Annotated in this window: 24 protein-coding genes; 8 read left to right on the plus strand and 16 right to left on the minus strand. The window is 57.5% G+C overall.

Features of this window, described 5'->3' with window-relative positions; all coding sequences use genetic code 11:
• Positions 1–64: 64 nt before the first annotated feature.
• From livF to livK, 5 genes are read right to left on the minus strand one after another with little or no spacing between them, the layout of a single operon-like run.
• Positions 65–778 (minus strand): high-affinity branched-chain amino acid ABC transporter ATP-binding protein LivF, encoded by a 714-nt coding sequence (gene livF / locus SK53_RS19320; RefSeq protein ID WP_022651964.1) that lies wholly within the window; start codon positions 776–778, stop codon positions 65–67.
• 1 nt (position 779) lies between these two features.
• The gene (livG, locus tag SK53_RS19325) at positions 780–1,544 is read right to left on the minus strand and encodes a high-affinity branched-chain amino acid ABC transporter ATP-binding protein LivG (protein WP_003861544.1); all 765 of its coding nucleotides are present in this window, start codon (positions 1,542–1,544) and stop codon (positions 780–782) included.
• Positions 1,541–2,818 carry a high-affinity branched-chain amino acid ABC transporter permease LivM gene (locus SK53_RS19330; protein WP_048209895.1) on the minus strand — a complete coding sequence of 426 codons (1,278 nt, stop codon included), beginning with the start codon at positions 2,816–2,818 and terminating at the stop codon, positions 1,541–1,543. The genes livG and SK53_RS19330 overlap by 4 nt, the downstream gene beginning before the upstream one ends.
• Positions 2,815–3,741 (minus strand): high-affinity branched-chain amino acid ABC transporter permease LivH, encoded by a 927-nt coding sequence (gene livH, locus SK53_RS19335; RefSeq protein WP_023323835.1) that lies wholly within the window; start codon positions 3,739–3,741, stop codon positions 2,815–2,817. Before livH ends, SK53_RS19330 begins: the two co-directional genes overlap by 4 nt.
• Before the next feature lie 46 nt (positions 3,742–3,787).
• Positions 3,788–4,897: a high-affinity branched-chain amino acid ABC transporter substrate-binding protein LivK gene (gene livK, locus SK53_RS19340; protein WP_048209896.1), complete on the minus strand. Its 1,110-nt coding sequence runs from the start codon at positions 4,895–4,897 to the stop codon at positions 3,788–3,790.
• A 424-nt stretch (positions 4,898–5,321) separates the two neighbouring features.
• Here livK and panM point away from each other — a divergent pair, with 424 nt between their 5' ends.
• Positions 5,322–5,708 carry an aspartate 1-decarboxylase autocleavage activator PanM gene (gene panM, locus SK53_RS19355; protein ID WP_048209897.1) on the plus strand — a complete coding sequence of 129 codons (387 nt, stop codon included), beginning with the start codon at positions 5,322–5,324 and terminating at the stop codon, positions 5,706–5,708.
• Between the two features lie 117 nt (positions 5,709–5,825).
• Here panM and livJ read toward each other — a convergent pair whose 3' ends face one another.
• The 6 genes from livJ to ftsY form a co-directional block, all read right to left on the minus strand.
• Positions 5,826–6,926 carry a branched chain amino acid ABC transporter substrate-binding protein LivJ gene (livJ, locus tag SK53_RS19360; protein WP_003861530.1) on the minus strand — a complete coding sequence of 367 codons (1,101 nt, stop codon included), beginning with the start codon at positions 6,924–6,926 and terminating at the stop codon, positions 5,826–5,828.
• Between the two features lie 197 nt (positions 6,927–7,123).
• On the minus strand, positions 7,124–8,389 hold the full coding sequence (locus SK53_RS19365; protein WP_023323836.1) for a 4-aminobutyrate--2-oxoglutarate transaminase: 1,266 nt from the start codon (positions 8,387–8,389) through the stop codon (positions 7,124–7,126).
• A 136-nt stretch (positions 8,390–8,525) separates the two neighbouring features.
• Positions 8,526–9,383, minus strand: a complete 858-nt coding sequence (gene rpoH / locus SK53_RS19370) for an RNA polymerase sigma factor RpoH (RefSeq protein ID WP_000159624.1) — start codon at positions 9,381–9,383, stop codon at positions 8,526–8,528.
• 250 nt (positions 9,384–9,633) lie between these two features.
• The gene (gene ftsX / locus SK53_RS19375; protein WP_003861527.1) at positions 9,634–10,689 is read right to left on the minus strand and encodes a permease-like cell division protein FtsX; all 1,056 of its coding nucleotides are present in this window, start codon (positions 10,687–10,689) and stop codon (positions 9,634–9,636) included.
• Positions 10,676–11,347, minus strand: a complete 672-nt coding sequence (gene ftsE / locus SK53_RS19380) for a cell division ATP-binding protein FtsE (RefSeq protein WP_003861525.1) — start codon at positions 11,345–11,347, stop codon at positions 10,676–10,678. Before ftsE ends, ftsX begins: the two co-directional genes overlap by 14 nt.
• 2 nt (positions 11,348–11,349) lie before the next feature.
• Complete coding sequence (gene ftsY, locus SK53_RS19385; RefSeq protein ID WP_023323837.1) at positions 11,350–12,810, minus strand: signal recognition particle-docking protein FtsY; 1,461 nt, start codon at positions 12,808–12,810, stop codon at positions 11,350–11,352.
• Between the two features lie 127 nt (positions 12,811–12,937).
• Here ftsY and rsmD point away from each other — a divergent pair, with 127 nt between their 5' ends.
• Positions 12,938–13,540 (plus strand): 16S rRNA (guanine(966)-N(2))-methyltransferase, encoded by a 603-nt coding sequence (rsmD, locus tag SK53_RS19390; protein WP_023314975.1) that lies wholly within the window; start codon positions 12,938–12,940, stop codon positions 13,538–13,540.
• A complete protein-coding gene (locus SK53_RS19395; protein ID WP_003861520.1) occupies positions 13,524–13,805 on the plus strand; it encodes a DUF1145 family protein in 282 nt (93 codons plus the stop codon). Before rsmD ends, SK53_RS19395 begins: the two co-directional genes overlap by 17 nt.
• A 60-nt stretch (positions 13,806–13,865) precedes the next feature.
• Here SK53_RS19395 and SK53_RS19400 read toward each other — a convergent pair whose 3' ends face one another.
• Positions 13,866–14,222 carry a DUF2500 domain-containing protein gene (locus SK53_RS19400; RefSeq protein ID WP_003861518.1) on the minus strand — a complete coding sequence of 119 codons (357 nt, stop codon included), beginning with the start codon at positions 14,220–14,222 and terminating at the stop codon, positions 13,866–13,868.
• A gap of 129 nt (positions 14,223–14,351) precedes the next feature.
• On the opposite strand from SK53_RS19400, the gene SK53_RS19405 reads away from it, so the two are divergent.
• Together SK53_RS19405 and zntA are read left to right on the plus strand one after the other, a co-directional pair.
• A complete protein-coding gene (locus SK53_RS19405) occupies positions 14,352–14,978 on the plus strand; it encodes a lysoplasmalogenase (RefSeq protein WP_048209898.1) in 627 nt (208 codons plus the stop codon).
• A gap of 76 nt (positions 14,979–15,054) precedes the next feature.
• Entirely contained in the window at positions 15,055–17,226 is a 2,172-nt protein-coding gene (gene zntA, locus SK53_RS19410; RefSeq protein ID WP_048209899.1) for a Zn(II)/Cd(II)/Pb(II) translocating P-type ATPase ZntA, read from the plus strand.
• A gap of 89 nt (positions 17,227–17,315) precedes the next feature.
• Here zntA and SK53_RS19415 read toward each other — a convergent pair whose 3' ends face one another.
• The 4 genes from SK53_RS19415 to tusA form a co-directional block, all read right to left on the minus strand.
• Positions 17,316–18,602, minus strand: a complete 1,287-nt coding sequence (locus SK53_RS19415) for a TRAP transporter large permease (RefSeq protein WP_022649674.1) — start codon at positions 18,600–18,602, stop codon at positions 17,316–17,318.
• A gap of 10 nt (positions 18,603–18,612) precedes the next feature.
• Entirely contained in the window at positions 18,613–19,122 is a 510-nt protein-coding gene (locus tag SK53_RS19420) for a TRAP transporter small permease (RefSeq protein ID WP_003861278.1), read from the minus strand.
• Between the two features lie 12 nt (positions 19,123–19,134).
• The gene (locus tag SK53_RS19425; protein WP_048209900.1) at positions 19,135–20,106 is read right to left on the minus strand and encodes a TRAP transporter substrate-binding protein; all 972 of its coding nucleotides are present in this window, start codon (positions 20,104–20,106) and stop codon (positions 19,135–19,137) included.
• 234 nt (positions 20,107–20,340) lie between these two features.
• A complete protein-coding gene (gene tusA, locus SK53_RS19430) occupies positions 20,341–20,583 on the minus strand; it encodes a sulfurtransferase TusA (protein WP_000130627.1) in 243 nt (80 codons plus the stop codon).
• A 169-nt stretch (positions 20,584–20,752) separates the two neighbouring features.
• Here tusA and SK53_RS19435 point away from each other — a divergent pair, with 169 nt between their 5' ends.
• From SK53_RS19435 to SK53_RS19445, 3 genes are all read left to right on the plus strand, one after another.
• Entirely contained in the window at positions 20,753–21,418 is a 666-nt protein-coding gene (locus tag SK53_RS19435; protein ID WP_003861274.1) for a 7-cyano-7-deazaguanine/7-aminomethyl-7-deazaguanine transporter, read from the plus strand.
• Positions 21,419–21,490: 72 nt separating this feature from the next.
• Positions 21,491–22,048, plus strand: a complete 558-nt coding sequence (locus tag SK53_RS19440; RefSeq protein ID WP_003861272.1) for a DcrB family lipoprotein — start codon at positions 21,491–21,493, stop codon at positions 22,046–22,048.
• A gap of 135 nt (positions 22,049–22,183) precedes the next feature.
• On the plus strand, positions 22,184–23,233 hold the full coding sequence (locus SK53_RS19445; protein ID WP_003861270.1) for an AI-2E family transporter: 1,050 nt from the start codon (positions 22,184–22,186) through the stop codon (positions 23,231–23,233).
• Positions 23,234–23,254 lie beyond the last annotated feature (21 nt).

Genomic DNA, 23,254 nt, shown 5'->3' on the forward strand with positions numbered 1-23,254 from the left:
CTCCCCCTGTGGGAGAGGGAGAAAACACTAAAAAAGGCAACTTGCGTTGCCTTTTTGCTTTTACCTATCCGCCCAGGTACGCGCTCCGCACCGCTTCGTTCGCCAGCAGCGCATCGCCGGTATCGGAGAGCACCACGCGCCCGTTCTCCAGCACATAGCCGCGGTCAGCGAGCTTCAGCGCCTGGTTGGCGTTCTGTTCGACGAGGAAGATGGTCATCCCCTCTTTGCGCAGCTGCTCAATGGTGTCGAAAATCTGCTGGATGATGATTGGCGCAAGACCGAGCGACGGTTCATCCAGCAACAGCAGACGCGGCTGGCTCATCAGCGCGCGGCCAATCGCCAGCATCTGTTGCTCGCCGCCGGACATGGTGCCCGCGCGCTGAATACGACGCTCCCACAGGCGCGGGAAGAGTTCGTACACCCACTTGATGCGGGTCTGGTATTCATCCCGGTGGGCGAAGAAACCGCCCATCGCCAGATTCTCTTCCACCGTCATGCGGGAGAATACGCGACGCCCTTCCGGGACAATCGCCACCGCTTCACGCATGATTCTGGCGGTCTGCCAGTCGGTGATGTCTTTACCATCAAACACAATCCGCCCGCTGGTGGCGCGCGGGTCGCCGCACAGGGTGCCGAGCAGCGTGGTTTTGCCCGCGCCGTTAGCCCCAATCAGGGTGACGATTTCGCCCTGATTGATATGCAGGCTGACATCGTGCAGCGCCTGAATTTTGCCGTAGTGCGCGTTGACCTTGTCGAACGTTAACATCGCTTTTTCCATCTTATGCCTCACCAAGGTATGCGCGGATCACGTCCGGGTTGTTGCGGATCTCTTCCGGCGTGCCGTTTGCCAGCGGCGTGCCCTGGTTTACCACGTAGATACGGTCCGAAATGCCCATCACCAGCTTCATGTCATGCTCAATCAGCAGGATGGTGGTGTCGTGATGGTCGCGCAGCTCGGCAATCAGCTCGTCCAGCTCTTTGGTCTCTTTCGGATTGAGACCTGCCGCTGGTTCGTCGAGCATCAGGATCTCCGGCTGCGTCACCATGCAGCGCACAATCTCCAGGCGACGCTGATCCCCGTAAGCGAGGTTGCTCGCCTGACGGTTGGCGTGCTGGAGCAGGCCGATACGGTCGAGCCAGGTCGCGGCGCGATCGAGCGCCTCTTCCTGCGTGCGGCGGAAGGCCGGGGTTTTCAGCAGGCCGGAGAAGAGGCCGGTTTTCAGCTGCTGATGTTGCGCCACCAGCAGGTTCTCAATCACCGTCATCTCGCGGAACAGACGCACGTGCTGGAAGGTACGCACCACGCCCATGCGGGCAATCTGCTGGCCCGGCAGCCCTTCAAGATGCTGATCGCGCAGCATGATGGTGCCGCCCGTCGGCTTGTAGAAGCCGGTCAGGCAGTTGAAGACCGTGGTTTTTCCCGCGCCGTTCGGGCCAATCAGGGAGACAATCTCTTTCTTGTGCAGATCCAGATTCACATTGTTGACCGCCAGCAGGCCGCCAAAACGCATCATCAGGCCGTTAACGGATAATAAAGGCTTCATGCCTGCTCTCCTTTCGCCTGTGTGCGTTTCAGCTTCAGCTGTGGACGGGTCATCGGCAGGAGACCCTGCGGACGCCAGATCATCATCAGCACCATCAAACCACCCAGCATTAACATGCTGTATTCGTTAAAGTCGCGCATCAGCTCGCGGGAGACCACCAGCAGGATAGCCGCGAGGATCACGGCGAACTGCGAGCCCATTCCGCCGAGCACCACAATCGCCAGCACGAAGGCCGATTCGGCAAAGGTGAACGATTCCGGGCTGACGAAGCCCTGACGCGCGGCAAACAGCGTTCCGGCGAAACCGGCAAACGCGGCGCTGATGGTAAATGCGGTCAGCTTGATGCGGGTCGGGTTCAGGCCCAGGGAGCGGCAGGCGATCTCATCTTCGCGCAGCGCTTCCCACGCGCGACCCAGCGGCATGCGCAGCAGACGGTTGATCACAAACAGCGTAATCACCACCAGCAGCAGCGCCACCAGATAGAGCCAGATCACGCGGTCGGACGGATCGTATTTGATGCCAAAGAAGTTGCTGAAGGTATCCCAGCCGCCTTCGCGGGCGGTACGGCTGAACTCCAGGCCGAAGAAGGTCGGTTTCGGGATCTGGCTGATGCCGTTCGGACCGCCGGTCACTTCGGTATTGTTGAGCAGCAGGATACGGACGATTTCGCCGAAGCCTAAGGTCACAATCGCCAGGTAGTCACCGCGCAGGCGCAGCACCGGGAAACCGAGCAGGAAGCCCGCCGCGGCAGAGACCATCCCCGCCAGCGGCAGACAGGTCCAGAAGCCGAGGCCGTAATAGTGGTTCAGCAGCGCGAAGGTGTACGCGCCGATGGCGTAGAACCCGCCGTAGCCCAGCACCAGCAGGCCAGACAGCCCCACCACCACGTTCAGACCCAGCCCCAGAATCACGTAGATCATGGTCAGGGTGGCAATATCCACCGTCCCGCGCGATACCATAAACGGCCACGCCACGGCAGCCACCAGCAGCGCCACAAGGAACAGCTTCTGTTTCACGGTTGTACCGTCGATCGCCGGCAGGACGAATTTCGGCCCGGAGACGTTTTTCAGCGTCTTCTGGAACAGCGGACGCAGCAGCTGGAACAGGAACACCACAGCGGTGCCGATAAACACCCACTGCCAGCGGATGTCGGGGGCGGTATCCACCACCAGCTTCGTGCCGTCCAGCCCTAACTGGACGCCCATAAAGACGCCCGCCAGGACGAAGAACATGGCGGCAGAGAGCAGCGCCATCGCAAAATGCATCGGTTTCATACTTTCTCTACCTCCGGACGGCCCAGAATACCGGTAGGCATCACCAGCAGAACCAGAATCAGCAGGGCAAACGACACCACATCTTTATACTCCGTACTCAGGTACGCCGAGGAGAGCGACTCCGCCACGCCGAGGATCAGACCACCGATCATCGCGCCCGGAATGCTGCCGATTCCGCCCAGTACCGCCGCGGTGAAGGCTTTCATCCCGGCCATAAAACCGATGTACGGGTTGATTACGCCGTAGAACTGGCCGAGCAACACGCCAGCCACCGCCGCCATCGCTGCGCCGATCACGAAGGTCAGGGCAATCACGCGGTCGGTGTTAATCCCGAGCAGGCTCGCCATCTTCAGATCTTCCGCGCAGGCGCGGCAGGCGCGTCCCATGCGGGAGTAGCGGATGAACAGGGTCAGGGCCAGCATGGCAATAAATGTCACAACCCAGATTACCAGCTGCATGGTGGTGACAGAGGCGGAGAAGTTTTCGCTGGCCCCCACAATCCACTGGCCGTTAAACAGGCTTGGCAGCGCCACGTCGCGTGAACCTTCAGTCAGGCTGACGTAGTTTTGCAGGAAAATGGACATCCCGATGGCGGAGATCAGCGCGATCAGGCGCTTGGAGCTGCGCACCGGTCGGTAGGCTACCCGTTCGATACTCCAGCCGTAGGCGCTGGCGATCACAATCGCGCCGACAAACCCGGCGGCCACCAGCAGCCAGCTGCTGTCGATGCCCATCATCATCAGCGCGGCGATGATCATAAAGGAGACGTAGCTACCGATCATGTACACCTCGCCGTGGGCGAAGTTAATCATGCCGATAATGCCGTAAACCATCGTGTAGCCGATGGCGATCAGCGCGTAAGTGCTTCCCAGCGTGACGCCGTTAAACATCTGCTGCAAAAAGTAGAGAAACTGCTCGGACATATGCAAACCTTTTTATACCCGCCCGGTGAGCCGGGCGGTGGGATGATTATCTGGCGACCGAGGACGAACCGTCGGCGTGCCACTTAAAGACACCAAATTCAAATCCCTTCAGATCGCCTTTCTCATCCCAGTTCAGCGGCCCAATCACGGTGTTCGCCCCGTGCGCTTTTAAATCTTTCACCAGATCCAGCGGTTCTTTGCTGCCGGTACGATCCAGCGCGGTGGCCAGAGACTGTACGGCCGCGTAGGTGATCCAGACGTACGGACCACTCGGATCTTTCTTCTGCGCCTTGAGCGCATCCACGATAGTCTTATTCGCCGGATCCTGGTCATAGCGTTTTGGCATCGTCACCAGCATGCCTTCGGCAGAATCCCCCGCGATGTTGGACAGGGAGGCATTGCCCACGCCCTCTGGCCCCATGAACTGGGTTTTCAGACCGGTGGCGCGCGCCTGGCGCAGCATCTGCCCCATTTCCGGGTAGTAGCCGCCGTAGTAAACGAAGTCGATATTCTCTTTTTGCAGACGGGCGATCAGCGCGGAGAAGTCTTTCTCACCGGCGGTAATGCCGTCGAAGAAGACGATGTTTGCCCCGCCTTTTTTCAGGCCGTCCTGTACGGAACGCGCCAGGCCTTCGCCGTACTGCTGCTTATCGTGAATGATGGCGATACGCTGCGGCTTAACGGTTTCGAGGATGTATTTGGCGGCGGTTGGCCCCTGAGAGGAGTCCAGACCGGCGGTACGCATGATGTGCTGGTAGCCGCGCTGGGTCAGTTCCGGGTTGGTGGCGCCCGGGGTGATCATCAGAATGCCTTCGTCTTCGTAGATATCAGACGCAGGCTGCGTGGAAGAGGAACACAGGTGCCCTATGACGTACTGGATACCGTCGTTAACAATTTTGTTGGCGACCGCGACGGCCTGTTTTGGATCGCAGGCGTCGTCATACTCCACGCCCACCAGCTTGTCGCCTTTGATCCCGCCTTTGGCGTTGATATCTTTGATGGCCTGACGCGCGCCGTTGAACTCCATGTCACCCCACTGGGCAACAGGGCCGGACATCGCCCCCACTACCGCAACTTTAATGTCGTCTGCCATAGCGGCATGCGAGATCGACAGTGCGACCATCCCCGCGATTAATGTCTTCGCGTTCCTTTTCATCTCTGAATCCCCATTCGTGATGTCGTGTTTATATTTTGTTTTATTATGGTTAAAAAGCATTCTGTACTTTTAATGAACAACGCTATTTTTACCAGTGCCTTTAATGGTTTAGCGCAGTTTTTTGTCAAAAACCAGACTAAAATCTCTATTTTTCAGGCGATTAAGCAAAGATAATATTCTGAAATCAGGCGGAGATAAACAAATAAAAGCGCAGTTGGCAGCATAAAATAACGGTACAAAGCGCCGAATAAATCACTGCCCTTCAGGTTAAAATTCTGCTTATTTTTCGATCCATGTGTTTTCAAACTGCGCATTACGCTGTCAAAAAACTAATCACCTGGTAAATGGGAAGAAAAAGAGAAAGCGCCTGAGCAAATAAATTGAGTACACTGGCCCTACTCTTTTTGATTTGGACAAGCAGCTAATGAAACTGACTATCGTGCGTCTGGTGACCTTTAGCGACCAGGATCATATCGACCTGGGCAAGATCTGGCCGGAATATTCCCCTTCATCGCTGGCCGTCGATGAAAACCACCGCATCTATGCCGCGCGTTTTAATGAACGTCTGCTGGCCGCCGTCCGCGTAACGCTGAGCGGCACGGAAGGGGCGCTGGACTCCCTGCGCGTGCGCGACGTGACCCGTCGTCGCGGGGTCGGGCAGTATTTGATTGAAGAGGTGATCCGCGAAAACCCGAGCGTAACCTCCTGGTGGATGGCCGACGTGGGCGTGGAGGATCGCGGCGTGATGGCAGCGTTTATGCAGGCGTTAGGGTTTACGGCGCAGGCGAACGGGTGGGAGAAGCGCTGCTAGATCTGTGCGGCCTGATACCCTCACCCCGGCCCTCTCCCTAAGGGAGAGGGAGAAAACCGGGTAATCCCCTCTCCCCGGGGGAGAGGGTTAGGGTGAGGGCATCAACCCGCACCAGCATTATTTGGCATCAGTAGCAGTGCCATTGGCATGCCAGTCAAACACGCCGAACTCGAAGCCCTTCAAATCGCCCTTCTCATCCCAGGACAGCGGCCCCATCACGGTTTCCACCGAGTTCGCTTTCAGCCAGGTGGCAATCTCCGCCGGATCGGCTGACTGGTTCAGGCCCGCTTGCAGAGACTGCAACGCTGCGTAGGTGGTCCAGACGAATGCACCGCTTGGATCCTGTTTCTTCGCCTTGATGGCATCGACAACAGGTTTGTTCGCAGGCACCTGGTCGTAGTTCTTCGGCTTGGTCACCAGCAGACCTTCAGCGGATTCACCCGCGATGTTAGACAGGGAAACGTTCGCGACACCTTCTGGCCCCATGAACTGCGTCTTCAGACCCGCCGCACGCGCCTGACGCAGGATCTGCCCCATTTCCGGGTGGTAGCCGCCGTAGTAAACGAAATCGATATTTTCCTTCTTCAGACGCGCGACCAGGGTCGAGAAGTCTTTCTCACCGGCGGTGATACCGTCAAAGAACACCACGTTGGCGTTCGCTTTTTTCAGGTTATCCTGCACCGCACGGGCCAAGCCTTCGCCGTACTGCTGTTTGTCATGAACAATCGCGATGCGCTGCGGCTTCACTTTTTCCACGATGTATTTCGCGGCGGTTGGCCCCTGATCGGAGTCCAGACCGGTGGTACGCAGGATCAGCTTATAGCCGCGCGCGGTCAGCTCTGGCGCCGTCGCGGCCGGCGTGATCATCAGAATGCCTTCGTCTTCGTAGATGTCAGATGCGGGCTGGGTGGAAGAGGAGCACAGGTGACCAATAACGTATTTGATCCCGTCGTTTACCACTTTGTTCGCCACCGCGACCGCCTGTTTTGGGTCACAGGCATCGTCATATTTTACGATTTGCAGCTTTTCGCCCTTGATGCCGCCCTTAGCATTAATGTCTGCAACCGCCTGTTCCGCGCCCGTAAATTCCTGATCGCCGTACTGTGCTACCGGACCGGACATCGCGCCCACCACGGCCACTTTAATATCGGCCTGCGCCATGGCGCTGAATGCCAACGCGATACATCCTGCCAGTAACGCTTTACCCTTCATGTTCATCCTGAGATTCCCCATTATTATGGTTATAACGATTGTTGTGATGTTGTTGTGTAGCGCTTTATTTCAGTTATAGGCGTGCTGTTCGCGCTTTTTCAGCATACTCTGCTAAAACATACCCCATTTTTATGATTTTGGAATAGCTAATTTGAAATGAAAATATGATAAGCCCAACCGTCATTTCAGCCGGGCTTTTGGCTTTATCGTGTCAGCGAGGCGGAAATAATATCCAGCGCTTTACGGAACTGCGCTTCGGGGATGGTGAGCGGGTAGAGGAAGCGAATAACGTTGCCGTAAACGCCGCAGCTCAAAAGCAGCAGCCCTTCGTTCAACGCGCGCTCCTGAACCTGACGGGTAAATTCCGGCGACGGCTGTCCGGTTTGCGGATCGGTAAATTCTACCGCCACCATCGAGCCCTGCCCACGGATATCGGCGATATACGGACAGCCATCCTTCGCTTTATTCAGCACCTCGACCAGATGATGCCCGAGATGCGCCGCGCGGGTGCAGAGATCGTCCTCGTCAATCACATCCAGCACCGCATGGGCCGCCGCAATCGCCAGCGGGTTACCTGCGTAGGTTCCGCCAAGTCCGCCCGGGGCCGGCGCATCCATTACCTCCGCCCGGCCAGAGACGGCAGAGAGCGGCATCCCGCCCGCCAGGCTTTTCGCCATAGTGATCAGATCGGGCTTCACGCAGTGGTTTTCCATGGAGAACAGCTTGCCGGTACGGGCGAAGCCGGTTTGCACTTCGTCGGCAATCAGTAAAATCCCGTGGGTATCGCACAGGGCACGCAGCGCCTGCATAAAATCAGCGGGCGCGACGTTGAATCCGCCCTCGCCCTGAACCGGTTCAATAATGATTGCCGCCACCTGATCGGGCGCGATATCGGCTTTGAAGATGCGCTCCAGGCTTTTTAACGCTTCGGCGGTACTGACGCCGTGCAGGCTGTTAGGGAATTGCGCGTGGTACACCGAGCCGGGGAACGGGCCGAAGCCGAGCTTATAGGGCGCCACTTTGCCGGTCAGCGCCATGGTCATAAAGGTACGGCCGTGGAACGCGCCGCCGAAGGTGATAAGGCCGGAACGTCTGGTGTACGCGCGGGCGATTTTCACCGCGTTTTCGACCGCTTCCGCCCCCGTTGAGAAGAAGGCGGTTTTGGCTGGCCCCTCTATGGGTACGCGCTGGTTGATGCGCTCGGCAAGCGATACATAGCCTTCATAAGGGACGATTTGATAAGCGGTATGGGTAAAGGCGTGAAGCTGTTTTTCGACGGCGGCGATAACTTTAGGATGGCGATGCCCGGTATTCAGCACGGCGATCCCGGCGGCAAAATCAATATACTCGTTACCTTCCACGTCCCACACCGTGGCGTTTTCGGCTTTATCGGCATAGAAGTTACACATGACGCCGATACCGCGCGGCGTCGCCTGTAAACGCCGGTCGTTCAGTTCGTTATTTTTCACCCTGTCACCCTCTGAAAGTCGCCTGCTTAGCGCATCAGTAAGTGTTTGCCAGGGGCAGGGAATTCGCCAGAGCGGGCGCTAAAAAAACAAAACCCCCAGACTCTCATCCAGGGGTTCTCGGTGTACTTCGTGAAAATTACGCTTCGATAGCGGCGCGAAGTTTTTTCATGGCGTTCTTTTCAAGCTGACGCACACGTTCAGCGGAGACGCCGTAGCGGTCGGCCAGTTCCTGCAACGTGGACTTGTTATCTTCGTCCAGCCAGCGGGCACGGATGATATCCTGGCTACGCTCGTCGAGGCCTTCCATCGCGAAGGTCAGCTTGTTCGCCGCCTGGTCTTCCCAGTTATCCTCTTCAATGCCGTCAGCAAAGTTAGAGGTTTTATCCTGTAGATACAGAACCGGGGCCATCGGCTGGCTGTCGGACGCGTCATCGTCGGCAGACATATCAAACGTCATGTCCTGAGCGGCCATACGGGATTCCATCTCGCGGACGTCTTTGCTGGAAACGCCCAGCTCGCGCGCCACCATTTCCACTTCATCCTGATTGAACCAGCCCAAACGCTGCTTGGTTTTACGCAGGTTGAAGAACAGTTTGCGCTGCGCTTTCGTCGTGGCGACTTTCACAATACGCCAGTTACGCAGGACGTATTCGTGAATTTCCGCTTTGATCCAGTGCACGGCGAAGGAGACGAGTCGCACACCCACTTCCGGGTTAAAACGACGTACCGCCTTCATCAGGCCAATATTACCTTCCTGAATCAGGTCCGCCTGCGGCAGGCCGTAGCCCGCATAATTACGAGCAACGTGAACAACAAAGCGCAGGTGAGACAGGATCAGCGTTTTAGCTGCTTCCAGATCGCCCTGGTAATGCAGCTTTTCAGCAAGCTCCTTTTCTTCCTCAGCCGTTAACATCGGCCAGGTGTTCGCAGCCCGGATGTAAGATTCCAGGTTACCAACAGGGGCTAAAGCTAAAGTTTGCATTTCTTTGGTCATTCATTCCTCTCAATGTTTCTTCTGGTCCAGGTTGTCCCCGTCAGGCAACAACCATGCCAAAGCGTTTGAGCAACGAGATTAGCATTCACTCTTTTATCAGACAGTGATTTTATCCACAAGTTCCAGGTGCAACAGTGAATAAATTACGCACAAAATGTGACATGAAGATGATTACAGGGGAAGAGACAACAGGGACGCTTTCCCTGCAAGCGAACATCTCGGTGCAGGGAAAGATTATATCACGCTTTTATTAGTCGGGAGTAAAGTGGCGTAAATGTTGAACCGTTGCCAGCCATGCCGCCACCCAGCCGATCATGGAGCACACCAGCAGTAACAGCAGGCACTCATCGAAACCTAAACCACTGATATCAAACTTAGTTCCGAAAACCTGCGCCACCTCGGTGACGGCTGACGACAGCCGCATCACCAAAATTTCTGACAATATCAATGAAAGAAATGCACCAGAAAAACCTAATAACGCGCCGCCGTAAAGGAACGGGCGGAGGATGAAACCATCCGTTGCGCCAATCAGTTTCTGCACGTTGATGGTATCGCGACGGGCGAAGATGCTCAGGCGCACGCTATTACCGATGACGAGGAACACCGCCGCCACCATCAGCACGCCGATCATCGCCGACACGCGTCCTACCAGCCCGGTCAGGGCGGCAAGACGGGCAAACCAGCTGTCGTCCATGCGCACTTCATCAATCCCGTTAATGCGGGTAATGCGGTCGCGCAGGGTGTTGAGCGAATCCGTGCCCTGGAAATCGAGTTTCGGGATCACCACCGCCACCGCGGGCAGCGGGTTCTCTTCAAGCATATCCAGCGCGCCGCCAAATCCGGACCAGTTGCGGAATTCGCCCAGCGCTTCATCGCGGGAGAGATAGTTCACCTTTTCCACGCCCTGCTCGGCCTGAATCTGCCCCACTACCTGAGCCGCCGCGTTATCGTCGAGGGCTTTATCCAGATAAACGGTAATCTGCGGCGACGGATAGTACTGGGACGCCGCCTGGTTTACGTTTTTGTAAACCATATAGCAGACGCTGGGCAGCGTCAGGGAGATGGCAATCACCATCACCGTCAGGAACGTCGCCAGCGGTTTGCTTTTCAGATCCTGCAACGCGCCCTGGAAGGCATACCGCACCTGCTCGTTAAAGACGTTGGTTTTGCGGGAGTTCGGTTTCGGTGTCGCTTTGGCACGCTTAGGCGCATTGCGATTGCCGTCACCACCGCCCTGAGGCTTGCGGAAACGGTCGAACCGGTTGCTGAACTGCCGAATCTGGTTCATTGCATCACGCTTGTTCACCGTGGCCTCCGTGCAAATGCCCATCGCTCAGGGTCAGCATACGGTACGAACGGCGGGAGATCAGCCCCATGTCGTGCGTCGCCATCAGTACCGTGACCCCCACGCGGTTAAATTCCTCAAACAGACGCAGGATCCCTTCAGAGAGGGCATCGTCCAGGTTACCGGTCGGTTCATCCGCCAGCAAAACGGCAGGCTTGTTCACCACCGCACGGGCGATACCCACGCGCTGCTGCTCACCGCCGGAGAGCTGGATCGGGAAGTTCTTCGCTTTGTCCAGCAGCCCGACCTTATCCAGCGCCGCCGAAACGCGACGGCGGATATCATCGTAACTGGCGCCGGCAATAATCAGCGGGATCGCGACGTTATCGAAAACCGTGCGATCCATCAGCAGGTGGTGATCCTGAAAAATCATGCCAATCTGACGACGCAGGAACGGCACTTCACGGTTCTTAAGACGGCTAATTTCATGGCCGCTGAACCAGATTTTACCGGCGCTTGGCCGCTCGATCCCACAGATCAGCTTGAGCAGGGTACTTTTCCCCGCGCCGGAATGGCCGGTCAGGAATGCCATCTCGCCTGGCTGGAGGTGGAATGTCACCCCCTGTAGCGCTTGTCTCCCGCCGAGATAGGCCTTGCTGACGTGTTCAAAGCGAATCATTGTTAGTCCTCTCGGGCAAATAGTGCCTCAATAAAGTCGTCCGCTTTAAACGGACGTAAATCCTCAATACGCTCGCCCACACCGATGTAACGGATAGGAATGCCGAACTGGTCGGCCACGGAGAAGATCACCCCGCCTTTCGCGGTGCCGTCCAGCTTGGTCAGCGTGATCCCGGTCAGTCCTACCGCTTCATGGAACAGCTTCGCCTGGCTGATGGCGTTCTGTCCGGTGCTGGCGTCGATAGTCAGCATAATTTCATGCGGTGCATCTTCGTCCAGCTTCTTCATGACGCGAACGATTTTCTTCAGCTCTTCCATCAGGTGCGATTTGTTCTGCAAACGCCCCGCGGTATCCGCAATCAGCACGTCCACGTTACGCGACTTCGCCGCCTGGATGGCATCGAAAATCACGGACGCGGAATCCGCGCCGGTGTGCTGAGCAATGACCGGAATATTGTTGCGCTGGCCCCACACCTGGAGCTGTTCCACCGCTGCCGCACGGAAGGTATCGCCCGCCGCCAGCATCACCGATTTGCCCTGCTGCTCAAACTGGCGCGCCAGCTTGCCGATGGTGGTGGTTTTACCCACGCCGTTGACACCAACCATCAGGATAACAAACGGCATTTTGCCTTCAATATTAAGTGGTTCGTCAACTTTTGCGAGAATTTCACCCATCTCGTCTTTCAGCAGGCCGTACAGCGCCTCGGCGTCGCGCAGCTGTTTGCGGCTCGCCCCTTCGGTCAGGTTGGCGATGATCTTCCGGGTGGTTTCCACGCCCACGTCCGCAATCAGCAGCTGCTCTTCCAGCTCCTCAAACAGATCGTCGTCGATCTTTTTGCCGCGGAACAGACTGATAAATCCGGAACCTAAGTTTTCTTTGGTTTTGAGCAGGCTGCGTTTCAGGCGCGCGAAGAAACCTTCTTTTGTCGGTTTTTCCTGCTCCTGAACGATCTCTTCTTCGGCCTGCTCTTCTACCGGTACGACGATGACCGCTTCTTCAGCCGCTTCCGCCGCCAGCGCCTGAGCTTCCAGCTCTTCGTCGGTCAGCTCTGGCTCAAGTGCCGCCTCTTCTTCCACCGCCTCAACAATTTCAACGGTTTCCGCTTCGGCCTGCCACTCTTCGGCAGAAACCTCTTCAGCTTTCACCTCTTCCGGCAGCGGCAGCGCTTCGTGTTCGATAGCGGCCTGCGGCGCTTCGGTAAGGGTTTCAACGATAACCGGCTCTGGTTTTTCGCTCTCCTGAACCTGTTCAGTAACCTCAACCACCTCTTCAGCAAAGGATTCAATCTCTTCTTTGCTGTGCGCTGGCTCTTCCGCTTCGACAACCGCAGCGGTTTCGACAGGCGTTTCAGGCTGTGACTGCTCTTCTACAACCTGCTGTTCTTCGGTTTTCTGTTCTGTTTCTTGCTCTTTTTCACCGAAACCCAACCAGGAAAAGAAGCCACGTTTTTTTTGTTTTGCCATCTGCGACTACACTCCTCGCGGCGCTATATACAGGGAAGCTAAAAAAATGATGAAATAGTCTAACACTTTACTTAATTGACATCACCGCCCGCAATCGCAGGGCAATGGTTAACAGAGCTTTCCTGAGATGAAGAAACCCACCCGCGCCCCGGCCGGTCAAATTCGCATTATCGGCGGTCAGTGGCGAGGCCGGAAATTACCGGTGCCGGACAGCCCCGGTTTACGCCCCACCACGGACCGCGTTCGCGAGACGCTGTTTAACTGGCTCGCCCCGTCTATGGTAGACGCCAACTGCCTGGACTGCTTCGCCGGAAGCGGTGCATTAGGGCTGGAAGCGCTGTCGCGCTATGCTGCCAGCGCCACGCTGCTGGAGATGGAGCGCGGCGTCGCGCAGACGTTGCAGCAAAATTTGGCTACGCTGAAGGCAACCAACGCCAAAGTGGTGAATACCAACACGCTGAGCTTCCTCGCCCAACAGGGGACGCCGTACAACGTGGTGTTTGTTGACCCGCCGTTCCGTAAAGGGCTGCTGGAAGAGACGCTATCCCTGCTGGAGCAAAATGGCTGGCTGGCGGACGACGCGCTGATTTACGTTGAAAGCGAAGTGGAAAATGGTCTGCCGTCCGTTCCCGTTCATTGGGATCTGCACCGCGAGAAGGTCGCCGGCCAGGTGGCTTATCGTCTGTATCACCGTCAGGCACAAGGAGGATCCGATGCCAGTACTGATTAACGTAGGGCGCGTGCTGATGCTGGGCGTCTGGGCATTTTTGATTTTGAATCTGGTGCACCCGTTCCCGCGTCCGCTGAATATCTTCATTAACGTGGCGCTGATTTTTACCGCGTTCATGCATGCCTTACAGATGGTGATGCTGAAAAACGGACTGCCGAAAGATAGCCCACCGATGACCGGCTGGCAGCAGCTGCGGGTGTTTATTTTCGGCGTATTTGAGCTGCTCGTGTGGATGAAGAAGTTTAAGGCGCAGGTGAAGAAGTAAGGTGCGGTGTGATGCCCTCACCCTAACCCTCTCCCACTGGGAGAGGGGACCGATCGCGCATTATTCAGCCCTAAAACCTACAAAACGCGACCCTTTATAGCTCAGCGTGCCTTTCTCTCCCACCGTCAGCTGATGGTACTGCTGCGCCTCCAGGCGGAAGGTCATCTCCAGCCCGCCGGTTTCCGGCTTAAAGCTCGCTTCATAGCGCATCGTTGTGCCCGCAGGCGTCACCTGCTGCTGGCGGGAGCGGCGGTCGTTAAGCGGCTTCTCACGCTTGTTCGTCACCACCACGCGCTTTTGCATCAGCGGCGCGGCGTCATTGTCGGCCTTCTCACGGCGCTGCTGCACGAAGCGAAACGAGGCGGCAATGACGATAATCGCCACCACGATAATGAAAAACAGCGGCATCTTGCTCATTGAAAAATCCCATCAGATTATGCGGAATTCAGGATACCTCGCCTGCCCCGGCATTGCCAAACGCCCGCTCGCGTCACTACACTGGATCAGGAACTGATCATTCAGCCTCAACAGTTACAGGGAGTTAATATGCTTTGGTCATTTATCGCTGTCTGTTTTTCCGCATGGCTTTACGTCGATGCGTCCTACCGTGGCTCAGCCTGGCAGCGCTGGTTATTTAAACCCGTCACGCTATTACTCCTGCTGTTGCTTGCCTGGCAGGCCCCGATGTTTAACGCCGTTAGCTATCTTGTCCTCGCGGGGCTGTGTGCTTCCCTGATTGGCGATGCCTTAACCTTGCTGCCGCGTCAGCGCCTGCTGTACGCCGTGGGGGCGTTCTTCCTGTCACATCTGCTCTATACCATCTACTTTGCCAGCCAGATGACGCTCTCCTTCTTCTGGCCGCTGCCGCTGGTGCTGCTGGTGATTGGCGCCCTGCTGATCGCGGTGATCTGGTCGCGTCTGGAAGAGATGCGTCTGCCGGTCTGTACGTTTATCGCCATGACGCTGGTGATGGTGTGGCTGGCGGGCGAGCTGTGGTTCTTCCGTCCGACGGCGCCTGCAATGTCTGCGTTCTTCGGTGCCGCACTGTTGCTGTTGGGTAATATCGTCTGGCTGGGCAGCCACTATCGTCGCCGCTTCCGTGCGGATAATGCGATTTCCGCCGCCTGTTACTTTGCCGGACACTTCCTGATTGTGCGTTCGCTGTATATCTAAATAACGCTTGACTCTGGAGTCGACTCCAGAGTGTATGCTGCGGTTAATGAGAAAATTATCATTACCGGAGACTGCCATGTCGACTCCAGAAACACCTAAAAAAGTTCCCCAATTCTCGGCACTTAAGCTCAGCCCGGTTCCGCCAAAAGAGGACTGCTGCTGCGAGGGCGCGTGCGAAACCCAGACCGAAGCGCTGCCTGAAAGCGGCAACCGCTACAGTTGGGTGGTCAACGGCATGGACTGCGCGGCCTGCGCCCGCAAAGTGGAAAATGCGGTGAAGCAGGTGCCAGGCGTGAATCACGTTCAGGTGCTGTTCGCTACCGAAAAGCTGCTGGTCAGCGCCGAAAACGACGTCAGCAGACAGGTTGAAGCCGCCGTCAGCAAAGCGGGTTATACCCTGCGCAGCGAAACGGCGCCCGCAGAAAAAACGTCCCCGCTAAAAGAAAATCTGCCCCTTATCACCCTCATCATCATGATGGCCCTGAGCTGGGGGCTGGAGCAGATCAACCACCCATTCGGCAACCTGGCGTTTATCGCCACCACGCTGGTTGGCCTGTTCCCGATTGCGCGTCAGGCGCTGCGTCTGATGAGAAGCGGCAGCTGGTTTGCCATCGAAACGCTGATGAGCGTGGCGGCTATCGGGGCGCTGTTTATTGGCGCGACGGCGGAAGCGGCGATGGTGCTGCTGCTGTTCTTAATTGGCGAACGCCTTGAGGGCTGGGCGGCGAGCCGGGCGCGTAAAGGGGTGAGCGCGCTGATGGCGCTGAAGCCGGAAACCGCCACGCGGGTTATTCATGGTCAGCGTGAAACGGTCGCCATCAACACCCTGCGCCCGGGCGACGTGATTGAAGTGCCCGCAGGCGGACGTCTGCCAGCCGATGGGGCCCTCGTTACCGCCACCGCAAGTTTTGACGAAAGTGCCCTGACCGGGGAATCCATCCCGGTTGCGCGCGCGGCGGGTGAAAAGGTGCCTGCGGGCGCCACCAGCGTCGACCGACTGGTGCAGTTGACGGTCCTTTCCGAACCGGGCGACAGCGCCATCGACCGCATCCTCAGGCTGATTGAAGAGGCCGAGGAGCGCCGCGCGCCGGTAGAACGCTTTATCGATCGCTTCAGCCGGATTTACACCCCCGCCATCATGCTGGTGGCGCTGCTGGTCACCGTCGTCCCGCCGCTGTGCTTCGGCGCGCCGTGGGAGGGCTGGATTTACAAAGGGCTGACGCTGCTGCTGATAGGCTGTCCGTGTGCACTGGTGATCTCCACCCCGGCGGCGATTACCTCAGGGCTGGCGGCAGCGGCACGTCGCGGGGCGTTGATTAAGGGCGGCGCGGCGCTGGAGCAACTGAGCCAGATCCGGCACGTTGCCTTCGACAAAACCGGAACGCTCACCGTCGGCAAACCGCAGGTGACCGGCGTGTATCCGCAGGATGTCAGTGAAGACGATCTGCTGACGCTGGCCGCCGCCGTGGAGCAAGGCTCCACTCACCCGCTGGCGCAGGCGATTGTGCGAGAAGCGCAGTCGCGCGGGCTGAACATCCCTCCGGCAACCGCCCAGCGAGCGCTGGTCGGGTCAGGGATTGAGGCTGTGGTCGAAGGCAAAAAAGTGCTGATTGCCGCGGCGGACTCGCGCTCTACTCCACAGGTTGAGGCGCTGGAGCAAGCCGGGCAGACGGTCGTTGCCGTGATGCAGGACGGTGTACTGATGGGCATGCTGGCGCTGCGCGACACCCTGCGCGACGATGCGAAAGACGCCGTCGACGCGCTGCACAGGCTGGGAGTACAGGGTGTGATCCTGACCGGCGATAATCCGCGCGCGGCGGCGGCGATTGCCGGTGAGCTGGGGATGGAGTTTAAGGCCGGATTGTTGCCTGCGGATAAAGTCAGCGCGGTAACCGAGCTGAACAGCAACGCCCCGCTGGCGATGGTCGGGGACGGGATAAACGATGCCCCGGCAATGAAAGCTTCCACCATCGGCATTGCGATGGGCAGCGGCACCGACGTGGCGCTGGAGACCGCCGACGCGGCGCTGACGCACAACCGCCTGACCGGGCTGGCGCAGATGATAGATCTTGCGCGGGCGACGCGGGCCAATATTCGGCAGAACATCGGCATTGCGCTGGGTCTGAAGGGGATTTTCCTGGTCACCACGCTGCTCGGCATGACCGGACTGTGGCTGGCGGTGCTGGCGGATACGGGGGCGACAGTGCTGGTTACGGCGAACGCGTTGCGGCTGTTGCGCCAAAGGTAAAAGTGAAACGGCAACCGGGTTGCCGTTTCTCGTGTTTGCCCCCTCTCCCCGCGGGAGAGGGCCGGGGTGAGGGCATCAGGCCGCACGCATCACTGCATCCCTAGCAGCCCCGGCAACCACAATGAAATCGCCGGGATGTACGTCACCATCCCCAGCACCACCAGCAACATACCGTAAAACGGCAGCATCGCCCGCACCACGTGCTCGATCTTCTGCTTACTCACCGCGCTCGCCACAAACAGCACCGATCCGACCGGCGGCGTGATCAGCCCAATCCCCAGGTTCACCATCATGATCATCCCGAAATGCACCGGGTCGATACCCAGTGCATTGGTCACCGGCAGCAGCACCGGGGTCAGGATCAGGATGATCGGCGCCATGTCCATCAGCGTGCCAATCAGCAGCAGCATGATATTGAGGTACATCAGGATCACGTATTTGTTATCGGAGAGCGACGTGAAGAATTCGGTGATGCGCATCGGCAGCTGCATGTAGGTCATTACCGCGCCAAACGCCGCGGCAAAGCCAATCAAAATCATCACGATGGTGACGGTTTTCACCGTGCGGCACATCAGCTTCGGCAGTTCGCTCCATTTATAGTCGCGGTAGATAAACATAGTGACGAAAAACGCCCACAGGCAGGCCACGGCGGCAGATTCGGTCGCCGTGAATATCCCGGACAAGATCCCGCCGAGGATAATCACCACCGTCATCAGCCCCCACAGGGCATCGAGCATGATTTTCAGCGCCTGCCTGAACGGGATTTTGTCCCCCTTAGGATAGCCGCGCTTGCGGGCGAAGCACAGGCAGAGCACCATCAGGCTCACGCCCAGCAGCAAGCCCGGCAGCACGCCCGCGATAAACAGCGTGGCGATGGAGACCGTTCCCCCTGCCGCCAGGGAGTAAATCACCGAGTTGTGGCTGGGCGGGATCAGGATCGCCTGCACCGACCCGCTGGCCGTCACCGCCGCCGCGTATTCGCGCGGATAGCCCTTCTTCTCCATCTCCGGGATCATCACGCTGCCGATAGACGCCGTATCCGCCACCGACGAGCCGGAAATCGCGCCGAAGAACGTTGATGCCACGATGTTCACCAGCGACAGCCCGCCGCGAATAAAGCCGACAAAAACGTACGCGAAGTTAACCAGCCGTCGGGCAATACCCCCTTCCGCCATGATCGCCCCGGCAAGAATGAAGAACGGGATCGCCAGCAGGGTAAATTTATTCACTCCACTGGTGATCTGGATCATCAGCGCCTCCAGCGGCAGGTCAATCCACAGCGCGCCCGCCACGGCGCTTAAGCCGACGGCGAAGGCCACCGGCATCCCCAGCGCCAGCAAAATGGCGAGGGTGAATAACAAAACAAACGCATCCATTGTTCACCCCTTAACTGTGATTGCCGATCAGCACGACCGGACGGTTTTCCTGCGAGCCAAACAGCAGGCGTTCAAGCACAAACAGGATCAAAATGGCCGACCCGACAGGCAGCGGCAGATAGCTTTCGCCGGAGGTCAGGAGCGGAAACTCCGCCACCGGCTGCTCCCACAGCTCGACGCACAGCCAGTAGCTGTACCAGCACATCAGGCCGGAGATGAGCAGCATCAGCAGATCTACCACTCGCGCGCACACTCTTTGCAGCGACGCGGGCAGGCGGTCGGTGAGCATGTTGACCGCGATATGCGACCCGGCGCGATAGCTCACCGCCGCGCCGATAAAGGTAAACGTCACCATGCAGATAATGGCGATCGGCTCCGGCCAGGATTCGCCGCGATTGAGCACATAGCGAGAGAAGATGCCAATGGGGATCACAATCGTCATCACCAGTAGCGAGAGACCCGCCACCACCATGGCGAGCAGGTACAGACGGTCCATCCACTTCAGGTAGAGTTCGGACATACGTACTCCGGCTTACTGAACGTCAGCGATGGCTTTCATCAGATCCTGATGCTTATCGCCATACTGCGCGCGCACCGGCTCTGTCGCCTTGATAAACACCGTTTTATCGATGTCGTGGAACTGCACGCCGCCGGCCTTCATTTTCGACAGGGCCTGGTCGTTATACGCATTCCACAGCTTGCGCTGCTCGAACTGCGCTTCGCGGGCCAGCGTCAGGATTTTTTGCTGTTCGTCAGCGCTGAGCTTGTCCCATTTCACTTTGGAGTAGAGCAGCATTTCCGGGGTGATGAAGTGGCCGCTCAGCGTGTAGTTTTTGGCGACCGGCATATAGTTGTGGGCGATAAAGGTTGGCGGGTTGTTCTCCGCGCCGTCGATCACCCCGGTCTGCATGCCGCTGTAAACCTCGCTGACGCCCATCGCCACCGAGTTCGCCCCCATCGCTTTCAGCGTGGCCAGCGCCACCGGGCTGCCCTGCACGCGGATTTTCTTCCCTTTCAGATCGTCCGGTTTGACGATCGGCTCTTTGGTGATCAGGTTGCGGGTGCCGGAATCCATCCAGCCAAGGAAGACCAGACGCGATTTCGGGTTGGCGGTGAGTTTGTCGCCGATCTGCTTGCCGATATCCCCGTCAATCACCTTGTGCATGTGGTCTTCATCGCGGAATACGTAGGGCAGGGTAAACACTTCGATATCCGGCAGGATGGCGGCCACCGGCGCCATGGAGACGCGGATCATGTCGATCGCCCCCATCTGCGCCTGCTCAATCATCTGCTTTTCATCCCCCAGCACGCCGCCGGGGAAGACCTTAATCTCCAGCTTGCCATCGGTTTGTTGTTTGAGTTTTTCACCCATGTGCTGGACCGCCACCACGTTCGGGTAGCCTTCGGGATGCACATCGGCGGCTTTAATGGTCTGGGCAGAAACGGTGCAGGCAAAAGCAGACAGACACAGCGCGGCCAGTAACGGCTTGAGGGTCGTTTTCATTAAGTCAACTCCAGGGTAGTGAGATAAGCGTTAAAACGATGTTTTAGTTTTTGACGCTTAAAAATTAGACTACGGCTGGAAAAGGGAGGGTGAAGCGCCTCACAAAAAGCGCGAAATTTTGAAACGATGGTTCGAAATTGTGATGAGTACTTGTCGGGTGGCGGCTGCGCCTTACCCGACCTACTACACCCGTAGGCCCGTGCAAGCGAAGCGCCGCCGGGCGTCAGGCCGCACTTACCCCTTACGAATCAAATACCGGTACGGCAAGGTCTCGGTTTGCTGCGCCACCAGTTCATGTTCCATGAAGGTACAAAAGCCGGGGATATCACGGGTGGTAGCCGGGTCATCGGCGACGATCAGCAGCGTTTCGCCACTCTGCATGTTACGGACGGTTTTACGCACCATCATTACCGGCTCCGGGCAACGGAGGCCCTGAGCATCAAGCGTGTGGTCTGGGCTGGAAAACAGGTCGGTCATTTTCTTCTCGTTCAGGTAAAAACGGCTGTAGTTTACGCCCCGCTATCGTCAATGCAAACCAGGTTAACGATTGCGTGAAAATTAGCCATTGCAAAGTGTCGTCAAAGCAGTATCATGCGGCGGCTTTATTGGGTTCCCTCACCCCAAATATTAATCAAAAAGGTACAATATGAACTCCTTTACACAATCGCAGCGCGTCAAGGCGTTGTTCTGGCTTTCGCTATTTCATCTGCTGGTGATCATCTCCAGTAACTATCTGGTACAGCTCCCCATCTCCATTTTTGGTTTCCATACCACCTGGGGCGCGTTCAGTTTCCCGTTTATTTTCCTTGCGACGGATTTAACCGTGCGTATTTTTGGCGCACCGCTGGCGCGGCGGATTATTTTTGCGGTGATGATCCCGGCACTGTTTGTCTCCTACGCCATCTCCTCGCTGTTTTACATGGGAAGCTGGCAGGGCTTCGAAGCGCTGACGCACTTCAACCTCTTCGTCGCGCGTATTGCCACCGCCAGCTTTATGGCCTACGCCCTGGGGCAGATCCTCGATGTCCACGTGTTTAACCGCCTGCGTCAGAACCATCGCTGGTGGATGGCGCCAACGGCCTCCACGCTGTTCGGTAACGTGAGCGATACGCTGGCCTTCTTCTTCATCGCCTTCTGGCGCAGCCCGGACGCCTTCATGGCAGAACACTGGATGGAAATCGCTCTGGTGGACTACGCCTTTAAGGTGCTTATCAGCCTGGTTTTCTTCCTGCCGATGTACGGCGTACTGTTGAATATGCTGCTGAAAAGGCTGGCAGATAAATCTGAAATCTCCGCATTGCAGGCAGGTTAAGGGTTCGCTTTATCAGTTGTGATAAGATGAACGAATGAGCCGTTATGGCCGTTTATCGAAAGGAAGAAGTCAATGCGCAATCTGGTTAAATATGTCGGGATTGGCCTGCTGGTTGTTGGCCTTGCAGCCTGTGATAACAGCGACACCAAAACGCCTGCTCAGGGCGCGTCAGCAGAAAGCAACGCCACCGGTCAGCCGGTGAGCCTGATGGATGGCAAACTCAGTTTCTCTCTGCCCGCGGACATGACCGACCAGAGCGGTAAGCTGGGTACCCAGGCGAACAATATGCACGTCTATTCCGATGCCACCGGCCAAAAAGCGGTGATTGTGATCGTCGGTGACGATACCAGCGAAGATCTGGGCGTGCTGGCCAAACGCCTGGAAGATCAGCAGCGCAGCCGCGACCCGCAGCTTCAGGTGGTCACCAACAAGTCTGTTGAACTGAAAGGCCACACGCTGCAACAGCTGGACAGCATCATCTCTGCCAAAGGCCAGACCGCGTACTCCTCCGTGGTGCTCGGCAAGGTGGACAATAAACTGCTGACCATGCAGATCACCCTGCCGGCAGACAATCAGCAGAAAGCGCAGACCGCCGCTGAAAACATCATTAACACCCTCGTGATCCAGTAATCGTTCACCGGGATGCCGTGGCCTCCGTCGCTTGCGCCGGGGGCCATTTTTTTGCCACGACTTTCAGACTAACGCTCCAGACGAAGCCCATCCGGCGCACTACAATTAACACGCCCCCCGGAAAAAGGAATTCTTATGACTGCCAGCCCGCCCGACAAAGCCGGACTTCATATTTTATTAAAACTTGCCTGCCTGGTGGTTATCCTTGCGGGTATCCACGCGGCGGCGGATATCATTGTTCAGCTTCTGCTGGCGCTGTTTTTCGCCATTGTGCTCAACCCGCTGGTGACATGGTTTTTACGCCGGGGCATCAGCCGCCCAGTCGCGATTACCATTGTGGTGATGGTGATGCTGGTTGTCCTGACGGCGCTGTTCGGCGTGCTCGCCGCCTCGCTGAGCGAATTTTCCACCATGCTGCCGCAGTACAATAAAGAGCTGACGCGCAAGCTGGTCGATCTTCAGCGCATGTTGCCGTTCGTGAATCTGCATATCTCACCGGAACGGATGCTGCGCCGGATGGATTCCGAGAAGGTGATGACCTACGCCACCACGTTGATGACCGGGCTTTCCGGGGCAATGGCCAGCATTCTGCTGCTGGTGATGACGGTGGTGTTTATGCTGTTCGAAGTGCGCCACGTGCCGTATAAGCTGCGTTTTGCCCTGAACAATCCGCAGATCCACATTGCCGGCTTGCACCGCGCGCTGAAGGGCGTGTCCAAGTATCTGGCGCTGAAAACATTGTTAAGCCTGTGGACCGGCGTGATCGTCTGGCTGGGGCTGGTACTGCTGGACGTGCAGTTCGCGCTGATGTGGGGCGTGCTGGCGTTTTTACTGAACTACGTACCCAATATCGGCGCGGTGCTTTCCGCCGTTCCGCCGATGATCCAGGCGTTCCTGTTTAACGGTTTTTATGAGTGCATGCTGGTAGGGGCGCTGTTCCTCGTCGTGCATATGGTGCTGGGTAACATTCTTGAGCCGCGCATGATGGGCCACCGTCTGGGCATGTCGACGATGGTGGTGTTTTTATCGTTACTGATCTGGGGATGGCTGCTGGGTCCGGTGGGCATGCTGCTCTCCGTGCCGCTCACCAGCGTCTGTAAAATCTGGATGGAAACCACGAAAGGAGGCAGTAAACTCGCCATTCTTCTGGGTCCGGGTCGGCCAAAAAGCCGTTTGCCGGGATAACCGGGTGGAAAGGGTCAAAAG

Origin of the sequence: Enterobacter sp. MGH119 (genome assembly GCF_001037675.1) — a bacterium.
Lineage (GTDB): Bacteria > Pseudomonadota > Gammaproteobacteria > Enterobacterales > Enterobacteriaceae > Enterobacter > Enterobacter hormaechei_C.